This window comes from Frankia sp. CcMO1 (genome assembly GCF_977945845.1).
This window is the reverse complement of sequence record NZ_CDWTMG010000088.1, coordinates 1-16,754: the sequence shown is the minus strand read 5'-3', so window position 1 is coordinate 16,754 and position 16,754 is coordinate 1. Positions and strand designations below refer to the sequence as shown.

Here is a 16,754-nt window from a genome sequence, read left to right as displayed (position 1 = left end):
TGGGCTGGCGGTCGCGGTCCTGGCGGCGCTGCTCGCCGGTGCGGGCCAGCTCCTCGTCTGCGCAGAATGCGCAAAAAACCATTTATTCACAAAACTTGCCGACTTGCCGGCTAGTTCGTAGCGTTTTTGGAAGGGCGGCAAAGCCTCCCGGCCGGAAGAGCTCGGACGGACTATCGCCCAGCGGATGAACGATGTGGATGAACGATTCGGAGGTGGCGGGATGACGTCCATAGCCGCGGGAGCCGCGGGCAAGCCGCCGGTGAGCGGTGAGCCAGCCGAGGGTGCGTTCGACCACCCCTCGTCCCGGCAGGGCCAGGGCCCCGGAGATTTTCCGGCCGGGGTTCTCCCGGGCGGTCTCGACGGTGGCCTTCAGGATGGTCCATGACCCCCGCGGGCCGGACCCCGCCCCGCGACGCGCCCTGGACCCTGGCGGTCACGCCCTTGTCCTTCCACCGGTCGAAGAAGCCGCAGACCGCCCGCCACGCCGGGAAGCCCGCCGGCAGCGCCCGCCACACGATCCCGTTGCAGGCCACGTACCGGAAGGCGCCCACGATGCCCCGGCGGGCCCGCCCCGGGCCGGCCGCCCCTCGGCACCGGCGGCAACACCGCTTCGGCAACCACCCACCCGGCGTCGCCCAGACCCGACCAGTACCGGTATGTACCTACCACGGCCAGCCCCCGCCGCCCTCACCCCCACCCCAACCCCACCAACATCCACACCAGCCTTCCATCGCGCTCCGTACACACAAGAAGATCTAAAACAGGCTCTGACCGAATGGACCGAATGGGTTGTCCTCCTGCCAATCCGGCAGGGACCGGATTGGCAGGAGGCACAGATAAAGATGGATGCCTCGCTGATCACCATCTACTCTCGGCGGGAAAGATACCCGACGAACCGGGTACCCATGGCTCGACCGAGCGACCACACGATGGCAGAAGACCTTGATCCTTACGTTGATCAGCGAGTTTCGACCGAGCTGATTCGCGGAGCGGTCGCGCGGAGGATGCCCATCGAGGTCCACGGTGTGTACCCGGCCCATTTCACTTTGGTTGCCACGGCGTTGGGCCGACGGGTGCAACAGCCGCTCGGCTCGAATCAGCAGCCAGACAAGATACTTAACGGCGTGCGGCCTGAACTGTTCAAAGCACACGATCCTTACGGCCGGGAGGTGCTATGTATAGCGGTGCCTCCAGGACGTGACTACGTGATTCACTACGCCAGCCTTGTCGCACACGTGATGAACCGGTACACTCGCCATACCGAGCAGTTGCTGCGGGTGTGGTATTATCCGGATGCGGAGCATTCAATCGCCGAATGGACGGGGATTAATGAATCGCTCGTCAACGGTGCTGAAACTGTCGTATTCGGCAAGATTGAATTGCTTTCCGACATTCTTAGTGATGCTGGTTATTACCGTATCGGGCATCAGGAGACATCGTATTATGTTGCCTCGACCTTCAGCCGACCAAGGGGCCGGCGAATCACCTTGCTGGGGGTGCGGTTCAGTTACTGGGGATCTATCGGTGGCCGGCTGGCGCGGCAATGCTGCAAATTTGGTGTCCGCGAGATCATTTATGTAGGGAAGTTGGGGGCACTCGACGAACCGAAGGATATCTACAACAGACTTTTCGTGCCCTCGCGATACGGGTTGCTCTCCGGCGTACGGGTGCGCCAGATATCGGACGGGCCGCCGAATCTGCTTCTCGATCGAGTTCCGGCGCTGGACAGTGGCCTCCATATATCGGTGCCGACGGTGCTGGAGGAGGATCACGTCCAGCGTGAGGTCGCGCGACTGCTAGGCGCACGGACGATAGACAACGAGCTGGCACAGATGGCATTGGCTGTACACGAGTGGAATATCGACACTGGCGGATCGGTGTCATTCAGCGGGCTGCATTATGCGACAGATTACTTGCGCTGCCACGAGGAAACCGACGTCAAAGTAGCGCACTCGCTTGCTTCGGGCCGTGACCTTGAAGCTCGCCGTAAACGTCGATGCGTGGAGCGATTCATCGGCCATTGCCTAGGCAGTTACTTCGCAGACAAGGCGGTGGCCGAGAAATGACGGGTTTCACGACGTCGGACCAGTGGTACCTCGACCCGCGGCTAAGCAGCTTGGCCGCTCCTGAACGGCGCTCCCATCCCCGCAATGTTTTGGACCTCTCGCGCAACGAACTGATCCACCCAGCGCTCGATCCGTTGATGGCCACGGTGCTGCAGAAAATTCCACCGACGGCCGCGACCAGATACCCGATCTACTCAGAACTCATCACCGAACTGGCCGATGTTGTGGACTGCTCTCCTGAGGAATTGGAGATCTTCCCCGGATCCGACGACGCGATAGGAGTGATCATCGACGCGTGTGCCGCCAGACCAGGCTCCTTGATCCTGCAGGATCCCACCTATCCGGCCTACCGGTATCACGCCCAACTGCGAGGCATCAACGTTCTTCCTTGGCTGCCGCGGCCCGGCGAGCTGTCCTTCGTGGTGGACGACGCCATGCGGGCGATGGAACGCAGGCCGTCGACCGTCCTCGTCGTGACGGACCCGCACGGCATGCTGGGCAGGTCCCTCGACGAAGAGGCCATGATGGCCCTTGCCGCGGTGGCCGATCATCATGGAAATCTGCTCGTGATCGATGAGTGTTATCAAGCCTTTCGTGGGGAAGGCAGACCCCGGCACTTCTGCGGATGTGACAACGTGCTAAGGATCGGATCGTTTTCCAAGAGTGCCGGGCTGGCCGGGATGCGTCTGGGTTACGCCATCGGCGCGCCATCGATTGTAGAGTACCTCCGCAAATGGGGTCGGGCTCGCGCTGTGTCCGGCGTTACTGCCTGGGTGGCACTTGAAATGTGCCGTAACCACAAGAAGGAGCTCGACTCGATCCGGAAAGACATCGTCGACGGGCGCGAGTGGCTTGCCGGCCAGGTGGCCGGCATGGAGAAAAGCATTTCGCCGTTGCCAAGTGACGCCAACTTTCTCACCGTGGATGTCGGCGAACCGGACGATGCACGCTGTCTCAAAGAGCATCTCATCAGGAAAGGCGTGATTGTCCGTTCTCATGCAGATTGCGTAGGCTTCGCGTCACTACTTCAGTTCACCGCCGCGCCGGTATCCCTGCTGCATCAAGTTGTCCAGGCGCTGACGGATTTTGACGCCATACAATAAATGCGATCACGGAAGGTATCCGATGATAAGGGAAACCGTCGCCGCCGCATACAAGGACTATGTTCGCGAGACCTGGGCACAAGGAGATTACGCTAAACTTGCCACACGCGTAATGCCGATCGCTGAACACCTGTGCCAGAGCGATGACATTCAACCCGGCAAGGCTGTGCTGGACGCCGTGACCGGATATCGCTATCGCGGAAGCACGCCGGGTACTGCGGCCCGGGGGTGTCGTGGGGCTAGCCGGATTCACGCCTGGAAGCTACTTTGGAGTCGAAATGAAATAACTTGCGCGTTTCGAACCCTCCACAGGCCTGTGACCTGCGATGATGCTCTCGATCACGTATTTGTTACTTCATTACGTCCCCTTTGGCCAGGTCGAGGAGATCATCAAGGCTTATCGACCGCTGCCGGACGGTGTTCCGGAGCGCAACGACTGGGCCAACGAAGCAGTGGCCATCACCCGGCTCGAACAACACTTCACCGACGTGATGACATTCACCGCGACCGTCCCGTGGAACTTCGCGTCCGCTGGGGCTGCCACAGAGTTCTTGTTCACCAACTCCGCGTCCCATATCGCGGCCTGCAGTGGTCTAGATCCGGCACAGGTGGACAAGCTCACCGCCGAGGTCGAACGGCTCACCACAAGGTCATCGATGACATCTGACGGCATTCGTATCGACCTGGAGTACATGATTCTGCTCGGAAAGGTTCCGGCGTGACTACGACCCCCCGAACACCCGTACTGAACATCAACTTCATGTCGCCGGAGGTGGTCGCCGACCCGTTTCCGATCTATGAACGAATCCGGTTGCTCGGCAGGTGTGTTTATAACGGATTGGCCGACGTGTGGATGGTGACTGGATACGATGACGCAGTGGCGATTCTCGGGGATCCCTCCCGTTACTCCTCGCGGGTACTCGCCGATGAGAAATTCGGACCGTGGTACGACGGTGCAGCCACCATGCTGGGCAGCGATCCACCTGACCACGACCGGCTACGTTCCGTGCTGCGCCACTGCTTCACAGTACGCGCCGTGGCGCGCTGGGAGCCGCTCGTCCGCGCCACTGTCGAGGATGTGTTCGCCGCTCTGCGGGAGCCACTACGCGACGGGGAACCCATTGACGTGCTCACTGGCGTGGCGTTCCCACTCGTCGCCCTGGTCACCTGCAGGATGCTGGGCGTCCCGGAGTCGGACAGCAGCCAGGTCATTCGATGGACACAGGAGATGGCCGTCGGCAGCGTTGCCGCGGTGTTGGCGGACACCGAGCCAACGGCCGCGGCACTCTACCGAAATGCGGTGAGCGCGGGGATGGCGTTGGCAGACTATACCCGCAGCAGACTGGCCAGTGAGGCGCCGGCCGAGGACAGCCTGCTAGCGCACCTGCTGGCAGCCCATCGCACGGGAACCCTGACCAGACCGGAGGTCGTAGCCGCCTGTGTACTACTCCTTATGGCGAGTACCGAGACCACGGCCAAGCTGATCGCCAACGCGATCGTTCTGATCGCCGCGCATCACGACCAGCGCCGTGCTCTGCTTGCCGACCGCTCACTCACCGGAGCTGCCGTGGAGGAGGTTATCCGGTTCAGTGGACCGGCGCAGTTCGACCCCAGAACGGTGACCGAGGATACCGCGATCGGTGCGGTCTCCCTGTTGCCCGGCGAAACCGTCTGGGTCTTGACCGCTGCGGCAGGCCGCGATCCCATCCGCTTCCCCCATCCAGAGCGGTTCGATATTACTCGCTCACCCAATCGGCACCTCGGATTCGGTCATGGAATCCATTTGTGTCTCGGCGCTCCGCTCGCACGCGTCGAGGCACGCCTGGCTCTGGAGCAGTTGCTGTCGTTCGTTTCTGACTACGTCGTCACCACCATCGACTATGGACAGTCTTTTTTCGTACGCGGTCCAGTACGCCTGGAGATCGCACGCACCAGACCGGATTAGTGGCCATGCCAGAGCTGTTCGAAACGAAGATCCGATGTGCCGGCTTGACTGAGGTTCGGAAGCGGCTGACCGACGCGGGTGGGTCTCTCGATACATTCGTGCATCAACGCGATACCTACTTCCAGGTACCGGTCGGTTGGCTCAAACTTCGGGTGTCCGTAGACGCCGCACAACTGGTCGCATACCATCGACATCAGGGGCCCGACCGGCGGTGCATATACATCACAACCGACGTCACCGATCCCGATTCGTGCAGGAACGTCTTCGGGGCTTTGCTGGGAGTGCTGGTCGACGTGGTCAAGACCCGGGAGGAATGGAGACTCGACTCGACTATCGTTCATCTTGACGAGGTTGTCGGACTAGGCGCGTTCGTTGAGCTCGAAACAGCCGTTATACCTGGCATGCAGGCCGATATTATTCATCGGCGACACCGACGATCACTCGCTTTGGAGGCCGAACCCGACATCCCCATGTCCTACGCCGATCTGCTACTGGGTCTGTCGCATTAGGAGTCGAAATGAAATAACTTGCGCGTTTCGAACCCTCCACAGGCCTGTGACCTGCGATGATGCTCTCGATCGCGTATTTGTTACTTCATTACGTCCCCTTAGCTTGATTTGCCAACCTTTCATTCGTCCATCCGAACATGGCCATAACGGTAGAAGACAGAGATAGGATCGGGGTTATGGAATCGGCCCGGGGAAAAATAGGCCAGTCTCTTATAGATGCGACTCTGAGCAGTGAGAGTTTGATCGAGATGCAGCGGCGTATGCTGCGTATTCGACACTTCGATGAGCGTGCTATTGAGTTGCAGGCGAAGGGTTTGCTTCCTGGATGGCTTCATACGTCGATCGGGCATGAGGCCGCGGCTGTTGGGGCGTGTATGGCTCTTCGCGGCGATGACTATATGATCGGCTATCATCGGTCGCACGGCCATTTGATCGGTAAAGGTTCGCAACTTGGTCCGTTGATGGCTGAGCTCCTTGGGAAGTCAGCAGGAGTCTGCCGGGGCAAGGGTGGGTCGTTGCATCTGACGGATTTCTCGGTGGGCAGCCTTGGTGAGTCGGGGATTGTTGGTGGGAGTTTGCCGATTGCGGTTGGAGCAGGATTGAGTGCGAAGATGCGCGAGACAGGTCAGGTATGTTTGAGCTTTTTTGGTGATGGAACTGCCGGCCCGTTCGGTGGAGGAGTGATGCTTGTTCAGCTTCGTCACGAGACGCGCGATAACTCTTCCTTGCCCTGCAGCTCAGCCGCCACGCGACATCACGGAACGCTCACTCTATCGACGGGAGGCATGCCATGACGACGGATGACCCACATGGCGTCAAGAATCGCGGTCGGATCATCTGGACTATGGGGGACTACCAGCTGATCGCCGACCGGCAGCTACCCATTGCCGAAGCGCTGTGCGACTGGGCCGGAGTGCGGGCGGGCCAGCGGGTTGTCGACGTGGCCACCGCCACCGGGAACGTAGCGCTAGCCGCGGGCCGACGGGGCGCGCTGGTCACCGCCGTCGACATCACGCCGCGGATGGTGGAGCTGGCCCGGGCCCGGGCCCAGGAGGCCGGGTTGGAGATCACCGTCCTCGAAGGCGATGCCGAGGACCTTCCCTTGTCGGACGCCAGCTGCGACGTGGCTCTCTCCGCCTGCGGCATCTGGTTCGCACCGCGACCCGACGCGGCCACCGCCGAGGTCCACCGAGTGCTGCGGCCCGGCGGCCAGGTTGGCCTGGCGAACTTCACCCCTACCGGGTTCATGGGCCGGCTCAACGCGATCATAAAGCGTCGCCTCCCCCTCCCCGAGAGCCTGCCCGAGCCCAATGAGTGGGGAGTGCGCGACATCGTGCTCCCCAGGCTCACGCCCTACTTTCACGACATCGAGTGCATATCCGCGTGTATCAGGTACTCCTTCCCGACAGCGGCGGCCGCCGCGGACTTCTTCCTCCGTTACTCCCCGCCCCACGTCGCCGCCTTGATCTCGCTGGACCCACCGGCCGCGCGGGAATTGCGACAGGAGATCGAGAGCTGTTTCACTGAGAATTCCGTGGTGGCGGACCGGGTCGAGCTCGACGCTGAGTATCTGCTTGTACGGGCCCAGGCGCGCTGACCGGTCGACCATGGACATGGCGGGGTCAAATGGGCGTAGCAACGTCTCGATATGATGATCGCTTTGGCGTCGAGGGACTGGATGGTGGAGCCGAGGGACTGATGGTGGATGGGCCGGCGGGAGCAGTTGACAATCGAGGAGCGGGAGGTAATTTCCCGAGAGCTGGGTCGGAACCAATCGGCGCGGATCATCGCGAAGATGCTCGGCCGGCATCACTCGACGCTTTCACGGGAGATCGAGCGTAACGGCGGCGAGGAAGCATACTGGGCGGCGGACGCGCAGGCGCGTTGTGACGCGATGCGCGCGCGTCCGAAGGAACGCAAACTCGTCGCGTCGCCGCCGTTGCGCGACGAGGTCAACGCGGGCCTGGACGAGAAGTGGTCCCCGAAACGGATCAGCGAGAGACTGCGTAAGGAGTTCCCCGATGACGAGAGCATGCGCGTGTCCCACGAGACGATCTACAAGTGGAGCCGCCTGCAGGACGGTGGGGAACTGCGAACCGAGCTGGAGATCATGCTGCCCAAGGGCTGGACTGGGTGGGTCAACCAGTCGTGCAGCACTGTGACCAGGGGGCAGGATCGTCGGCATGGTCAACATCAGTGAGCGGCCGAAGGAGGCCACCGACCGTGCCGTGCCCGGGTTCCGGGAGGGTGATCTCATTGAAGATCCACAGTGGCAGGCCGATCCGGTGCGGCCGGCCCGGCCCGTGGCGAGGATGGTGGGGTGCAGCGGGAGCAGCGTCGCGTGCGGGTCGAGCAGTTTCGCCGACAGTTTCGGCGTCTCGGTGACCGGGCCGGGGTCGGAACAGGGGCCGGGGACCGGGCGGAGCTGGCCCGGATGCTGCGGGCGGCGCTCGGGGAGCGACCGACCACGGCCGGGTCGATGGTCGCTGGCACCAGTGTGGATCATGATCGAGCGGTCCGGCCCATGGTCGACGCCTCGGCCCGGCGCCGGGCCGAGTACTCCTCCGACGCCTCGAACTACCGGGTGCCACCCGCGGTCGTGGTGTTCCCCCGGGAGGTCGAGGACATCCTGGCGATCGTGGCGGTTTGCCGGTCCACCGCGACCCCGCTGACCACCCGGGGAGCGGGTACCTCCATCGCGGGCAACGCCGTGGGCCCCGGGGTGGTGATGGATCTCAGCCGCCACCTGCACCGCGTCATCTCCCTGGACCCGGCCGCCCGCACCGCGAGCGTGCAGCCCGGGGTCATCCTGGACAGCCTCCAGGCGGCGGCTGGCCGGCACGGGCTGCGATTCGGTCCGGATCCCTCCACCCATGCCCGCTGCACCATCGGCGGCATGATCGGCAACAACGCCTGCGGCGCACGGGCGATCGCCTACGGCCGGACCGCCGACAACATCGTCGACCTCGACGTGCTCGACGGCACGGGACGTCGGCTGCGGGTCGGCCCGGGTGGCTCCGGGCATCCGGCAGTCCCCGGGCTCGACGACCTCGTCCGGGCCAACCTGGCGGTCCTGCGCACCGAACTCGGCAGGTTCCCCCGCCAGATCTCCGGCTACTCGCTGGAGCACCTGCTGCCCGAACGCGGCGGCGACCTGGCGAAGGCACTGGTGGGCTCCGAGGGCACCTGCGTGGTCGTGCTCGGGGCGACCGTCCGCCTCGTCCCCCGACCGGCCGCGACCGCGATGGTCGTGCTGGGCTATCCGGACATGCCGGCCGCCGCGGACGCCGTGCCGCTGCTGTTCCCGCACGCTCCGCTGGCGGTGGAGGGCATGGACGCGCGCCTGGTCGACATCGTGCGCCGGCACCGGGGACCGCGGGCCGTACCGGAGCTTCCCGCCGGCACCGGCTGGCTGTTCGTCGAGGTCGGTGGGGCGAGCCCGGCGGAGACGCTCGCGGCCGGCCGGGCGTTGGCGGCCGCCGCGGGCACGAGGGCCACCCGGGTGCTGCCCACCGGCCCGCAGACCCGCGCCCTCTGGCGGATCCGCGAGGACGGCGCGGGTCTCGCCGGGCGGACCGCGGCGGGGGAACCGGCCTGGCCCGGCTGGGAGGACGCGGCCGTGCCGCCGCAGCGCCTGGGGGCCTACCTGCGTGACTTCGAGGACCTGCTGCGTGCGCACCGGATCGACGGGGTGCCGTACGGACACTTCGGGGACGGCTGCGTGCACATCCGGCTTGATCTACCGTTGGCGGACGCCCCGGGGCGCCTGCGCCCGTTCCTGACCGAGGCCGCCGACCTGGTCGCCTCCTACGGCGGCTCGATATCCGGTGAGCACGGGGACGGCCGGGCCCGCGGTGAGCTGCTGGCCAGGATGTACTCGCCGGCCGCGCTCGGCGTCTTCGCCGGTTTCAAGGCCCTGTTCGATCCGGACGATCTTCTCAATCCGGGTGTGCTGGTCCGGCCGAGGCCGATCGACGCCGACCTGCGCCTGCCGGCGGCTCGCCCGCTGCCCGCCAGCGGCGGATTCGCCTTCACCGCCGACGCGGGGGAGTTCGGGCGGGCCGTCCACCGCTGCGTCGGGCTGGGCACCTGCCGGGCCGACACGCCGGCGGCCGGCGGCTTCATGTGCCCGTCGTACCTCGCGACGCGCGACGAGAAGGATTCCACCCGCGGCCGGGCCAGGGTGCTGCAGGAGATGGCGAACGGCTCGCTGGTCCGCGGAGGTGCCGGGGGCGCCCGGGCCCCGGAGGTGGCCGAGGTGCTCGACCTGTGCCTGTCGTGCAAGGCGTGCGCGCGCGACTGCGCGGCCGGGGTGGACATGGCGACGTACAAGTCCGAGGTGCTGTTCCGCGCCTACCGGCATCGGCTCCGGCCGGTCAGCCATTACGTGCTCGGCTGGTTGCCCCGCTGGGCCCGGGTCGCCGGGCGGGCGCCACGCCTGGTCAACGCGGTGCTGGCCGGACCGGCGGTGCGACGGCTGCTGCTGCGGGTGGGGGGCATGGACGTGCGCCGCGAGGTGCCGGCCTTCGCCAGGCAACCGTTCAGCCGCTGGTGGCGCGAGCACGGCGGCCCGGACCGGGGAAACGGGTACCTGGCTGACGGGCGGCCGGCTGATGGGCAAGCGGCCCACAGACGCGAGGCCCACAGCCGGGAGGTGGTGCTGTGGATCGACACGTTCACGGAGGCCTTCTCCCCCGAGGTCGGCCGAGCCGCCGTGGCAGTGCTGGCGGACGCCGGCTACCGGATGATCGTGCCGCCGGGCCCCGCGTGCTGTGCTCTCACCTGGATCACCACCGGCCAGCTCGACGGCGCGCGCCGCCGGTTGCGGGCGACCGTCGACCGCCTCGCGCCGTACGCCCGGGCCGGGACGCCGATCGTCGGTCTGGAACCGTCCTGCACGGCGGTGCTGCGCGGCGACCTCGTCGAGCTGCTCGCGGGCGACCCCGCCGCCGCGCTGGTCGCCGGTGCGGTGCGTACCCTCGCCGAGCTGCTCGGCGACACCGTCGGCTGGACTCCGCCGCGCCTCGACGGGGTGCGCGTCCTCGCCCAGCCGCACTGCCACCAGCACGCGGTCATGGGATTCGCCGCCGACCGCGGCCTGCTGGCGGTGGCCGGCGCGGACGTCACCGTCCTCGCCGGGTGCTGCGGCCTGGCCGGCAACTTCGGCATGGAGGCCGGGCACTACGACGTGTCGATGGCGATCGCCGCCCGCACCCTGGGCCCGGCGATCGCTTCGGCTCCCGCGGGCACTGTGCTGCTCGCCGACGGATTCTCCTGCCGGGCCCAGGCCGAACACGTCGCCGCCCGGCGCGGGCGGCATCTCGCCGAGCTGCTCGCCGAGCATCTCGCCGGGCTCAGATCTCCACGGTGAAGACCGTCGCCGGCAGGCCGCCACCGTCGGCGACCGCGGACGGGCCGGCCGGGTTGCCGGCCAGCTCCCCCCGGGGAACGGCGAGCACGACGACGGGGTGGTTACGGGCGAGCTTCGCGACCAGTGGCCGGAGCCGGGCGACCTCCACCCGGGTGTGGCCGACCTGCACGACTCCCGTCATCCCGCCATCGAGGCGGACGAATCCGTCGGGAACGTGCGACCCGGTGTGCAGGGCGGCCTCGTTCTCGTGCCGCCACTGTCGCTCGCTGATCCAGGCCAGCACCCGCGACCCGCCCACCCCGGCGTTCTCGATCCGCAGCCGGGCGCGGGCGACCATGGCGTGGCGCACGGCCCCCGCCGCGCTCGTCGTCGCCCCGTCGGATTCCAGCTCCATCGAACTGGCCAGCCGGGTGCCCTCGGCGGTGAGCCGTACGAGCCGGCCCTGGCCGGCGAGTACGGGATCGGCGGAGGCGACTCCGGCGTTCTCCCATCGCTTCACGACGGCGCGAGCCGCGTTCTTGGAGATCGGGTGTTCCGGGCCGAGAATCTCCGAGATGTCCGATTCGAAGGCGGCTCGCATGTCGAAGATCCATTCGAGGGCGTGGAGATCCCGTTGGTTGAGGCGAACGTGCTCCCTGTCCGCTCTGCTCTTGCGAGGCTGGTCTGACACCGTGCTCCCTGGGGTTTATGGCTGGGAAGTCTATGGGCGCGGGGTTCTGCGGTCGTGATTGTCGTCAACCCGGCCGGGGTGGTTCCACGTGTTGTCGCGATGTGCCGCTCCGTGGGGCCGGGACTTGTAGCCCTATGGAGTCGAAATGAAATAACTTGCGCGTTTCGAACCCTCCACAGGCCTGTGACCTGCGATGATGCTTTCGATCACGTATTTGTTATTTCATTACGTCCCCTATAGGGCCGGGCGGTACCGGTCAACCGGGTTGCCCGGAAGTGTCGGGAAGCGTGCCGGTGGAGTGCGGTGTGCACGGGCGCACCCGGCTTAGCGGGGAGACCGTGTCTCGGAGTGTTCCTGGTGGTCACCCGCCCCCGTCCGCCGACGGCCTGCGGTAATTTTTCGCCCGGCCTTATGACCGTAGGGCCCGGATCGGGCATGGGGTGCCGGTAGATGGCTCGATCCGGGACTTCTCTTATTCTGCTGCCTCTGGGGGAAATTCGTTATGATCACTACAGGAATGTGGCCGTGTGAATGTTGCACTGTATTGTCCGGAATTCGACGGATCGGGATTATCTCGGCACTGACCCGCGTTTCGCGGGTCAGTGGCCCCGGGGGACCCGATGACCTCGACCGGTCAGGGGGGTAGGACCGATCAAGAAAGTAGGACCGATCGGGGAAGCCGGATCGAGCAGGGGAGTGGGGCCGATCGGGGGAGCCGGACCGGGCCGGAGGGCGGACCGGACGACCGCACGGGCCTGCTCCGCCTGCCCGTTCTGCCGCATCCCCGCCCCCGCTGGAGCGTCCCGAGCGGACGGGCGGTTCGGCCGCGGAACCGGTCGGTCCCCGGGTGGACGTTGGTCCCCGGGTGGACGTCGGGCCACAGGTGTCGGTCGTGATACCCACCCGCAACGAGGCGCACAACGTCGAACCGCTGCTGCGGCGCCTCGACGATGCGCTGCACGGCCTGTTCGGAGAAGTGATCTTTGTTGACGACTCCGACGACGGAACACCCGAGGTCATCGCGCGCGTCCGCCCCTCGATGCGGTTACCGGTACGGGTGCACCATCGGACCCCGGCCCAGCGGGTCGGCGGGCTGGGGGCGCGGTCAGCGAGGGCTTCGCGCTCTGTGCCGCACCCTATGCGGTGATCATCGATGGGGACCTCCAGCATCCGCCGGAGACCATCCCGGCGCTGCTCGGCACCGCCGTGGAACATGCCGCCGACGTGGTGATCGGCAGCCGGTACGTGTCCGGCGGCAGCGCATCGGGGCTCGCTGGAAGCATGCGGCACCTGGTCTCGACGGGGTCCAACCGGTTGTGCCGGTGGGTCTTCCCCCGTCGGCTGCGCGGCGTCTCGGACGTGATGAGCGGCTTCTTCCTGGTGCGGGTTGCCGTCGTGGACCGGGCCGGCCTGCGACCGGACGGCTACAAGATCCTGCTGGAGCTGCTCGTCGCGTCCGGACGGCTGCGTGTCCGCGAGATCGGGTACGCCTTCGCCGAGCGGCACGCCGGGACCTCCAACGCCTCGCTGACCGAAGGCGCCCGCTTCGCCCGGCGGCTGTTCGCGTTGCGGGTTCCGAAGCCCGCGCGCTTCGCCCTGGTCGGGGCGTCCGGGACGGTGCCGAACCTGCTTGGCACCGCCGTGCTTCACCACGTCGGCCTGCACTACCTGGCCGCGGCGATCGTCGCGACCCAGATCGCCATCGGCTGGAACTTCCTCGGCTGCGAGCTCCTGGCCTGGGACCGGGAGACGGGTTCCCGGCTGCGTCGCTATCCGGCGTTCGCGCTCATCAACAACCTCGATCTGGTCATCCGGCTGCCACTGCTCGCGGTGCTGGTCGGGCGATGGCATCTCGGCGTCGGCATCTCGACCCTGATGTCCCTGGCCGCCGCGGTGATCGTCCGATACCTGGTGGTGGATCGGCTGGTGTACCGGCGACGGGCGGTGCCTGAGCGGGCGGCGTCGCCGTCGCGCGGAAGGCCGTCGGAGGACGGGGTGCCCGGTGCGGTTTCGTAGCCCACCCGCCGGTGACGGCGTACGCCTCGGCGCCGACGGGGTCCTCATCCGGCTGTTCTGTTCCGGGCATGTGCAGCTCCCCGACGGGCGGATCCTGCTTGCCGGCGGCACCTTGGCGTATTCCACGCCAACGACGAACTACAAGGGAATGGCGAGGAGCTAATTCGCCGATACCACGGTCGCCGAGTACGTGGCCGACCTCCCGAAGCTCGTCGCGGCGAACTGACCCTCCATCCAGGCCGGGGACCGGACCCGCCGCGGTGTCGCCCGCCCGCGGTGCTCCGTGCCCACCCCTTTCAGGCAGGTACAGGTGACATCCGATTCTGATTCTGATGCTGATTCCGATTCCGAAGTCCCGCGTGCGCGGGCGCTCCCCCGCGGTGCGCGTCGGCAGGCCCGTGCGCACCGAGCTCCCCGCGTGCCCCGACGCTCACCTCGGCCGTGGATCGCAGTGGCCGCGAGGTGGGGGGCCGCGGGGTGGGGGCCGCCCTGCACACCACGTCGGCCCTCGTGCTGTCCGAGCTGGCCGGTCTCGACGGGAGCACGTCCTACCTCCTGCCCGGAGCACTCGCGATCGTCCTGCCTCGGATGTTCGGCCGGGGTGGCCGGGGCCGGCGGATCCCGTGGCTCGCCCGGCTCGCGTGCGAGTCGGGCGGCTGGTACGTCTACATGTTCGCCGGTTCGCCGGACATCAGGCTGGTCTCGTACGGCGGTCCGCGCCTGGGCCAGCCGTTCGCCGTGGTGCTGGGCGCGGTGGCGGCGGTGACCGGCGGCTTGGTCCTGTCCCGTCGGTTCCGGGCGCGGGCCCGCGGGTCGACCCCCGGCGCCAGCCGCCGGCGCCGCTGGGTGTGGGCGCTGGTCAGCGTGCCCCTCGCGGTGACGCTGGGGGTGCGTGCGGCCGAGCATCACCACGTCGTGCTGCTCGCCACATGGACGATCGTCTCGCTGCTGATGCTGCTGGTCGCCAGCCTGACTCTCGTGCGCGGCCAGTACAGCTGGCAGCGCCCCGAGCGGGTGCATCACGTGGACCTGACCGGCAACCTCGCGCCCCGCAACCGCTTCTCGCTCATCGTCCCCGCCCGCGACGAGCCGGTGCTCGGGAGGACCCTGACCCAGATTCTTGCCGGCGACTACCCCCACGACCTGGTGGAACTGGTCGTGATGGTGTCCCATGACGAGGTCGACCAGGAGACCCGGCGGGTCGCCGAGGAGATCGCTGGCCGGCATTCCAACGTGCGGGTCGTCGCGCCCGAAGGCAGCCGGCGTAGTAAACCCCTGTCCCTGGAGGACGCCCGCCGGCACTGCACCGGAGACCTGGTCGGCGTCGTCGACGCGGAGTCCCTGATCGCCGGGGGACTCCTGCGTTACGTGAACACGCTGGCCCTGCGCCACGCCGACGTCGGCATCTTCCAGGGCGGCGTGCAGCTCATGAACGCGCGTGCCACGGCGTGGCGGCGCGCCGCGGACCACTCGCCGATGCGGGCGTTCCTCCACTGGTTGGACACGGGCACCTCCTGGTGGCGGGCCCGCAGCTGCCTCGAGTACTACATCTGGTTCATGTCGCGGCTGCGTTTCCAGGCGCGCGCGCGTTTCATCCCACTTGGCGGCAATACGGTGTTCATTCGGCGAACGGTGCTGGAAAGGCTCGGTGGGTAGGACGTCTCCTGCCTCACCGAGGACTGTGACCTCGGGGTGCGGGCCTCGGTCGCCGGAATCCCGACCGCGGTCTTCTACCACCCCGATCTGACGACCCGGGAGGAGACCCCGGAAAGCCTCACGAAACTCGTCGTCCAGCGCACCCGCTGGATGATGGGGTTCATGCAGGTCCTCTTCAAGGGGGACTGGCGGGCGCTTCCGGGAGCACGCCAGCGCATCATGGCGGTGGAGATGCTCACGATGCCGTTCTTCCAGGCACTCGCCGGCGTCCTGCTGCCGGTGTCGCTGGTCCTCACGTTGTTCCTGGCGGCGCCGACCGGTCTGGTCATCGTCTTCTGGCTTCCGTTCGGTGCGACCGTCATGACGGTCTTCTCCGAACAGGCGGCGTTCCGCGAGTTCGCCGAGGCGTACGGGCTCGATCTGCGTCGCTGGGACAGCGTGCGGCTCGTGCCCTGCGCCCCGCTGTACCAGCTCGCGCTTTCCGCCGCCGCAGTGCGCGCCACGGCCCGGTTGCTGCGTGGCTGGGTCGAGTGGGAGAAGACCTCCCACTCCGGGGCCCACCACAGCACCGCCTCCGGCCGCTTCGAGCTGGAGGCGGCGTCGTGACCGCACCCGACGCCGCGAACCCGTACCCCCGACTGCTCGGCCCGCAGACCGCCGTGACCTGGATCGCCGCCCGGGCCGGGGAGCTCGCCGGCCGACTGGTCGGCTGGGCCGGCGCCCGCCGCCGCAGCCTGCTCCTGCTCGCCGTGCTCCTGACGGTGGTGGCGGTGCTGCACGGTTATAACTTCGACGGCTGGCCGGGCCGCGTCACCGACGACGAGGGCACGTATGCCGCCCAGGCGTATTCGATGCAGTACTGGAACCGGATCGCGCATTACACGTACTGGTACGACCATCCGTTCGGCGGATGGCTGTTAATTGCCATCTACACGAAGATCACTGGTGGTTTCAACCGGGCGCCGACGGCGGTCACCGCCGCCCGCGAGCTCATGTTCGGCGTGCATCTGGTGAGCTGCGTGCTACTGTACCGGTTCGGCCGGCTCCTCGGCCTACGACGGTTCTTCGCCGGCCTGGCCCTGCTCGTCTTCTCGCTTTCACCGCTCGCCCTGTGGTATCAGCGGATGGCGTTCCTCGACAACATCGCCGTGATGTGGCTGCTCGCCGCCCTGGTGTGCGCGGCGTCGCCGCGCCGCAGTGCCGCGGCGGCGGCGTTCGCCGGGATCTTCATGGCCTTCGCTTTCTGGTCGAAAGAAACCGTCCTGATCTTCCTCCCGGGGTTGTACGTACTGCTCCGGCAGAATCGTGATCCTCGTAACTGGCGATTCGTGCGGCGCAACTTCATGGGCTGCCTGATCGGCGTGTGCGGTATCTACATCCTGTATGCGGCCGCGAAGAACGAGCTGTTCGAGGGTAAA

Annotated in this window: 14 protein-coding genes and 2 pseudogenes; 14 read left to right on the top strand and 2 right to left on the bottom strand. The window is 66.8% G+C overall.

Annotation, left to right across the window (positions count from 1 at the left end):
* Positions 1-170 precede the first annotated feature (170 nt).
* Complete coding sequence (locus AC08OU_RS12660; protein WP_476604943.1) at positions 171-617, bottom strand: transposase; 447 nt, start codon at positions 615-617, stop codon at positions 171-173.
* A gap of 225 nt (positions 618-842) precedes the next feature.
* Here AC08OU_RS12660 and AC08OU_RS12655 point away from each other — a divergent pair, with 225 nt between their 5' ends.
* The 9 genes from AC08OU_RS12655 (at position 843) to AC08OU_RS12615 (ending at position 10,994) form a co-directional block, all read left to right on the top strand.
* Complete coding sequence (locus tag AC08OU_RS12655; protein ID WP_476604942.1) at positions 843-2,066, top strand: hypothetical protein; 1,224 nt, start codon at positions 843-845, stop codon at positions 2,064-2,066.
* Positions 2,063-3,169 (top strand): aminotransferase class I/II-fold pyridoxal phosphate-dependent enzyme, encoded by a 1,107-nt coding sequence (locus AC08OU_RS12650; protein WP_476600033.1) that lies wholly within the window; start codon positions 2,063-2,065, stop codon positions 3,167-3,169. Before AC08OU_RS12655 ends, AC08OU_RS12650 begins: the two co-directional genes overlap by 4 nt.
* A 326-nt stretch (positions 3,170-3,495) precedes the next feature.
* Positions 3,496-3,891: a hypothetical protein gene (locus AC08OU_RS12645; RefSeq protein ID WP_476604941.1), complete on the top strand. Its 396-nt coding sequence runs from the start codon at positions 3,496-3,498 to the stop codon at positions 3,889-3,891.
* Positions 3,892-3,941: 50 nt separating this feature from the next.
* Entirely contained in the window at positions 3,942-5,114 is a 1,173-nt protein-coding gene (locus AC08OU_RS12640; protein WP_476600037.1) for a cytochrome P450, read from the top strand.
* 5 nt (positions 5,115-5,119) lie between these two features.
* The gene (locus tag AC08OU_RS12635; protein WP_462203502.1) at positions 5,120-5,623 is read left to right on the top strand and encodes a class IV adenylate cyclase; all 504 of its coding nucleotides are present in this window, start codon (positions 5,120-5,122) and stop codon (positions 5,621-5,623) included.
* A gap of 176 nt (positions 5,624-5,799) precedes the next feature.
* Positions 5,800-6,417: a thiamine pyrophosphate-dependent enzyme gene (locus tag AC08OU_RS12630; protein WP_476604940.1), complete on the top strand. Its 618-nt coding sequence runs from the start codon at positions 5,800-5,802 to the stop codon at positions 6,415-6,417.
* A gap of 50 nt (positions 6,418-6,467) precedes the next feature.
* Complete coding sequence (locus AC08OU_RS12625) at positions 6,468-7,220, top strand: class I SAM-dependent methyltransferase (RefSeq protein WP_476600039.1); 753 nt, start codon at positions 6,468-6,470, stop codon at positions 7,218-7,220.
* Between the two features lie 108 nt (positions 7,221-7,328).
* Positions 7,329-7,823: a transposase gene (locus tag AC08OU_RS12620; RefSeq protein ID WP_476600041.1), complete on the top strand. Its 495-nt coding sequence runs from the start codon at positions 7,329-7,331 to the stop codon at positions 7,821-7,823.
* 234 nt (positions 7,824-8,057) lie between these two features.
* On the top strand, positions 8,058-10,994 hold the full coding sequence (locus AC08OU_RS12615) for an FAD-binding and (Fe-S)-binding domain-containing protein (protein ID WP_476600051.1): 2,937 nt from the start codon (positions 8,058-8,060) through the stop codon (positions 10,992-10,994).
* On the opposite strand, the gene AC08OU_RS12610 is transcribed toward AC08OU_RS12615, so the two are convergent.
* The gene (locus AC08OU_RS12610; RefSeq protein WP_476600043.1) at positions 10,978-11,664 is read right to left on the bottom strand and encodes a hypothetical protein; all 687 of its coding nucleotides are present in this window, start codon (positions 11,662-11,664) and stop codon (positions 10,978-10,980) included. The genes AC08OU_RS12615 and AC08OU_RS12610 overlap by 17 nt on opposite strands.
* Positions 11,665-12,529: 865 nt before the next feature.
* Between AC08OU_RS12610 and AC08OU_RS12605 the strand changes: the two genes are divergently transcribed.
* The 5 genes and pseudogenes from AC08OU_RS12605 to AC08OU_RS12585 form a co-directional block, all read left to right on the top strand.
* On the top strand, positions 12,530-12,811 hold the full coding sequence (locus AC08OU_RS12605) for a glycosyltransferase (RefSeq protein WP_476604939.1): 282 nt from the start codon (positions 12,530-12,532) through the stop codon (positions 12,809-12,811).
* Complete coding sequence (locus AC08OU_RS12600; RefSeq protein ID WP_476600047.1) at positions 12,808-13,680, top strand: GtrA family protein; 873 nt, start codon at positions 12,808-12,810, stop codon at positions 13,678-13,680. The genes AC08OU_RS12605 and AC08OU_RS12600 overlap by 4 nt, the downstream gene beginning before the upstream one ends.
* Positions 13,667-13,843, top strand: a complete 177-nt coding sequence (locus AC08OU_RS12595) for a hypothetical protein (protein ID WP_462188038.1) — start codon at positions 13,667-13,669, stop codon at positions 13,841-13,843. Before AC08OU_RS12600 ends, AC08OU_RS12595 begins: the two co-directional genes overlap by 14 nt.
* 425 nt (positions 13,844-14,268) lie before the next feature.
* Positions 14,269-15,942, top strand: a pseudogene (locus AC08OU_RS12590) (glycosyltransferase family 2 protein).
* A pseudogene (locus AC08OU_RS12585) lies at positions 15,939-16,754 on the top strand (4-amino-4-deoxy-L-arabinose transferase); the annotation flags it as partial. The pseudogenes AC08OU_RS12590 and AC08OU_RS12585, both read left to right, overlap by 4 nt.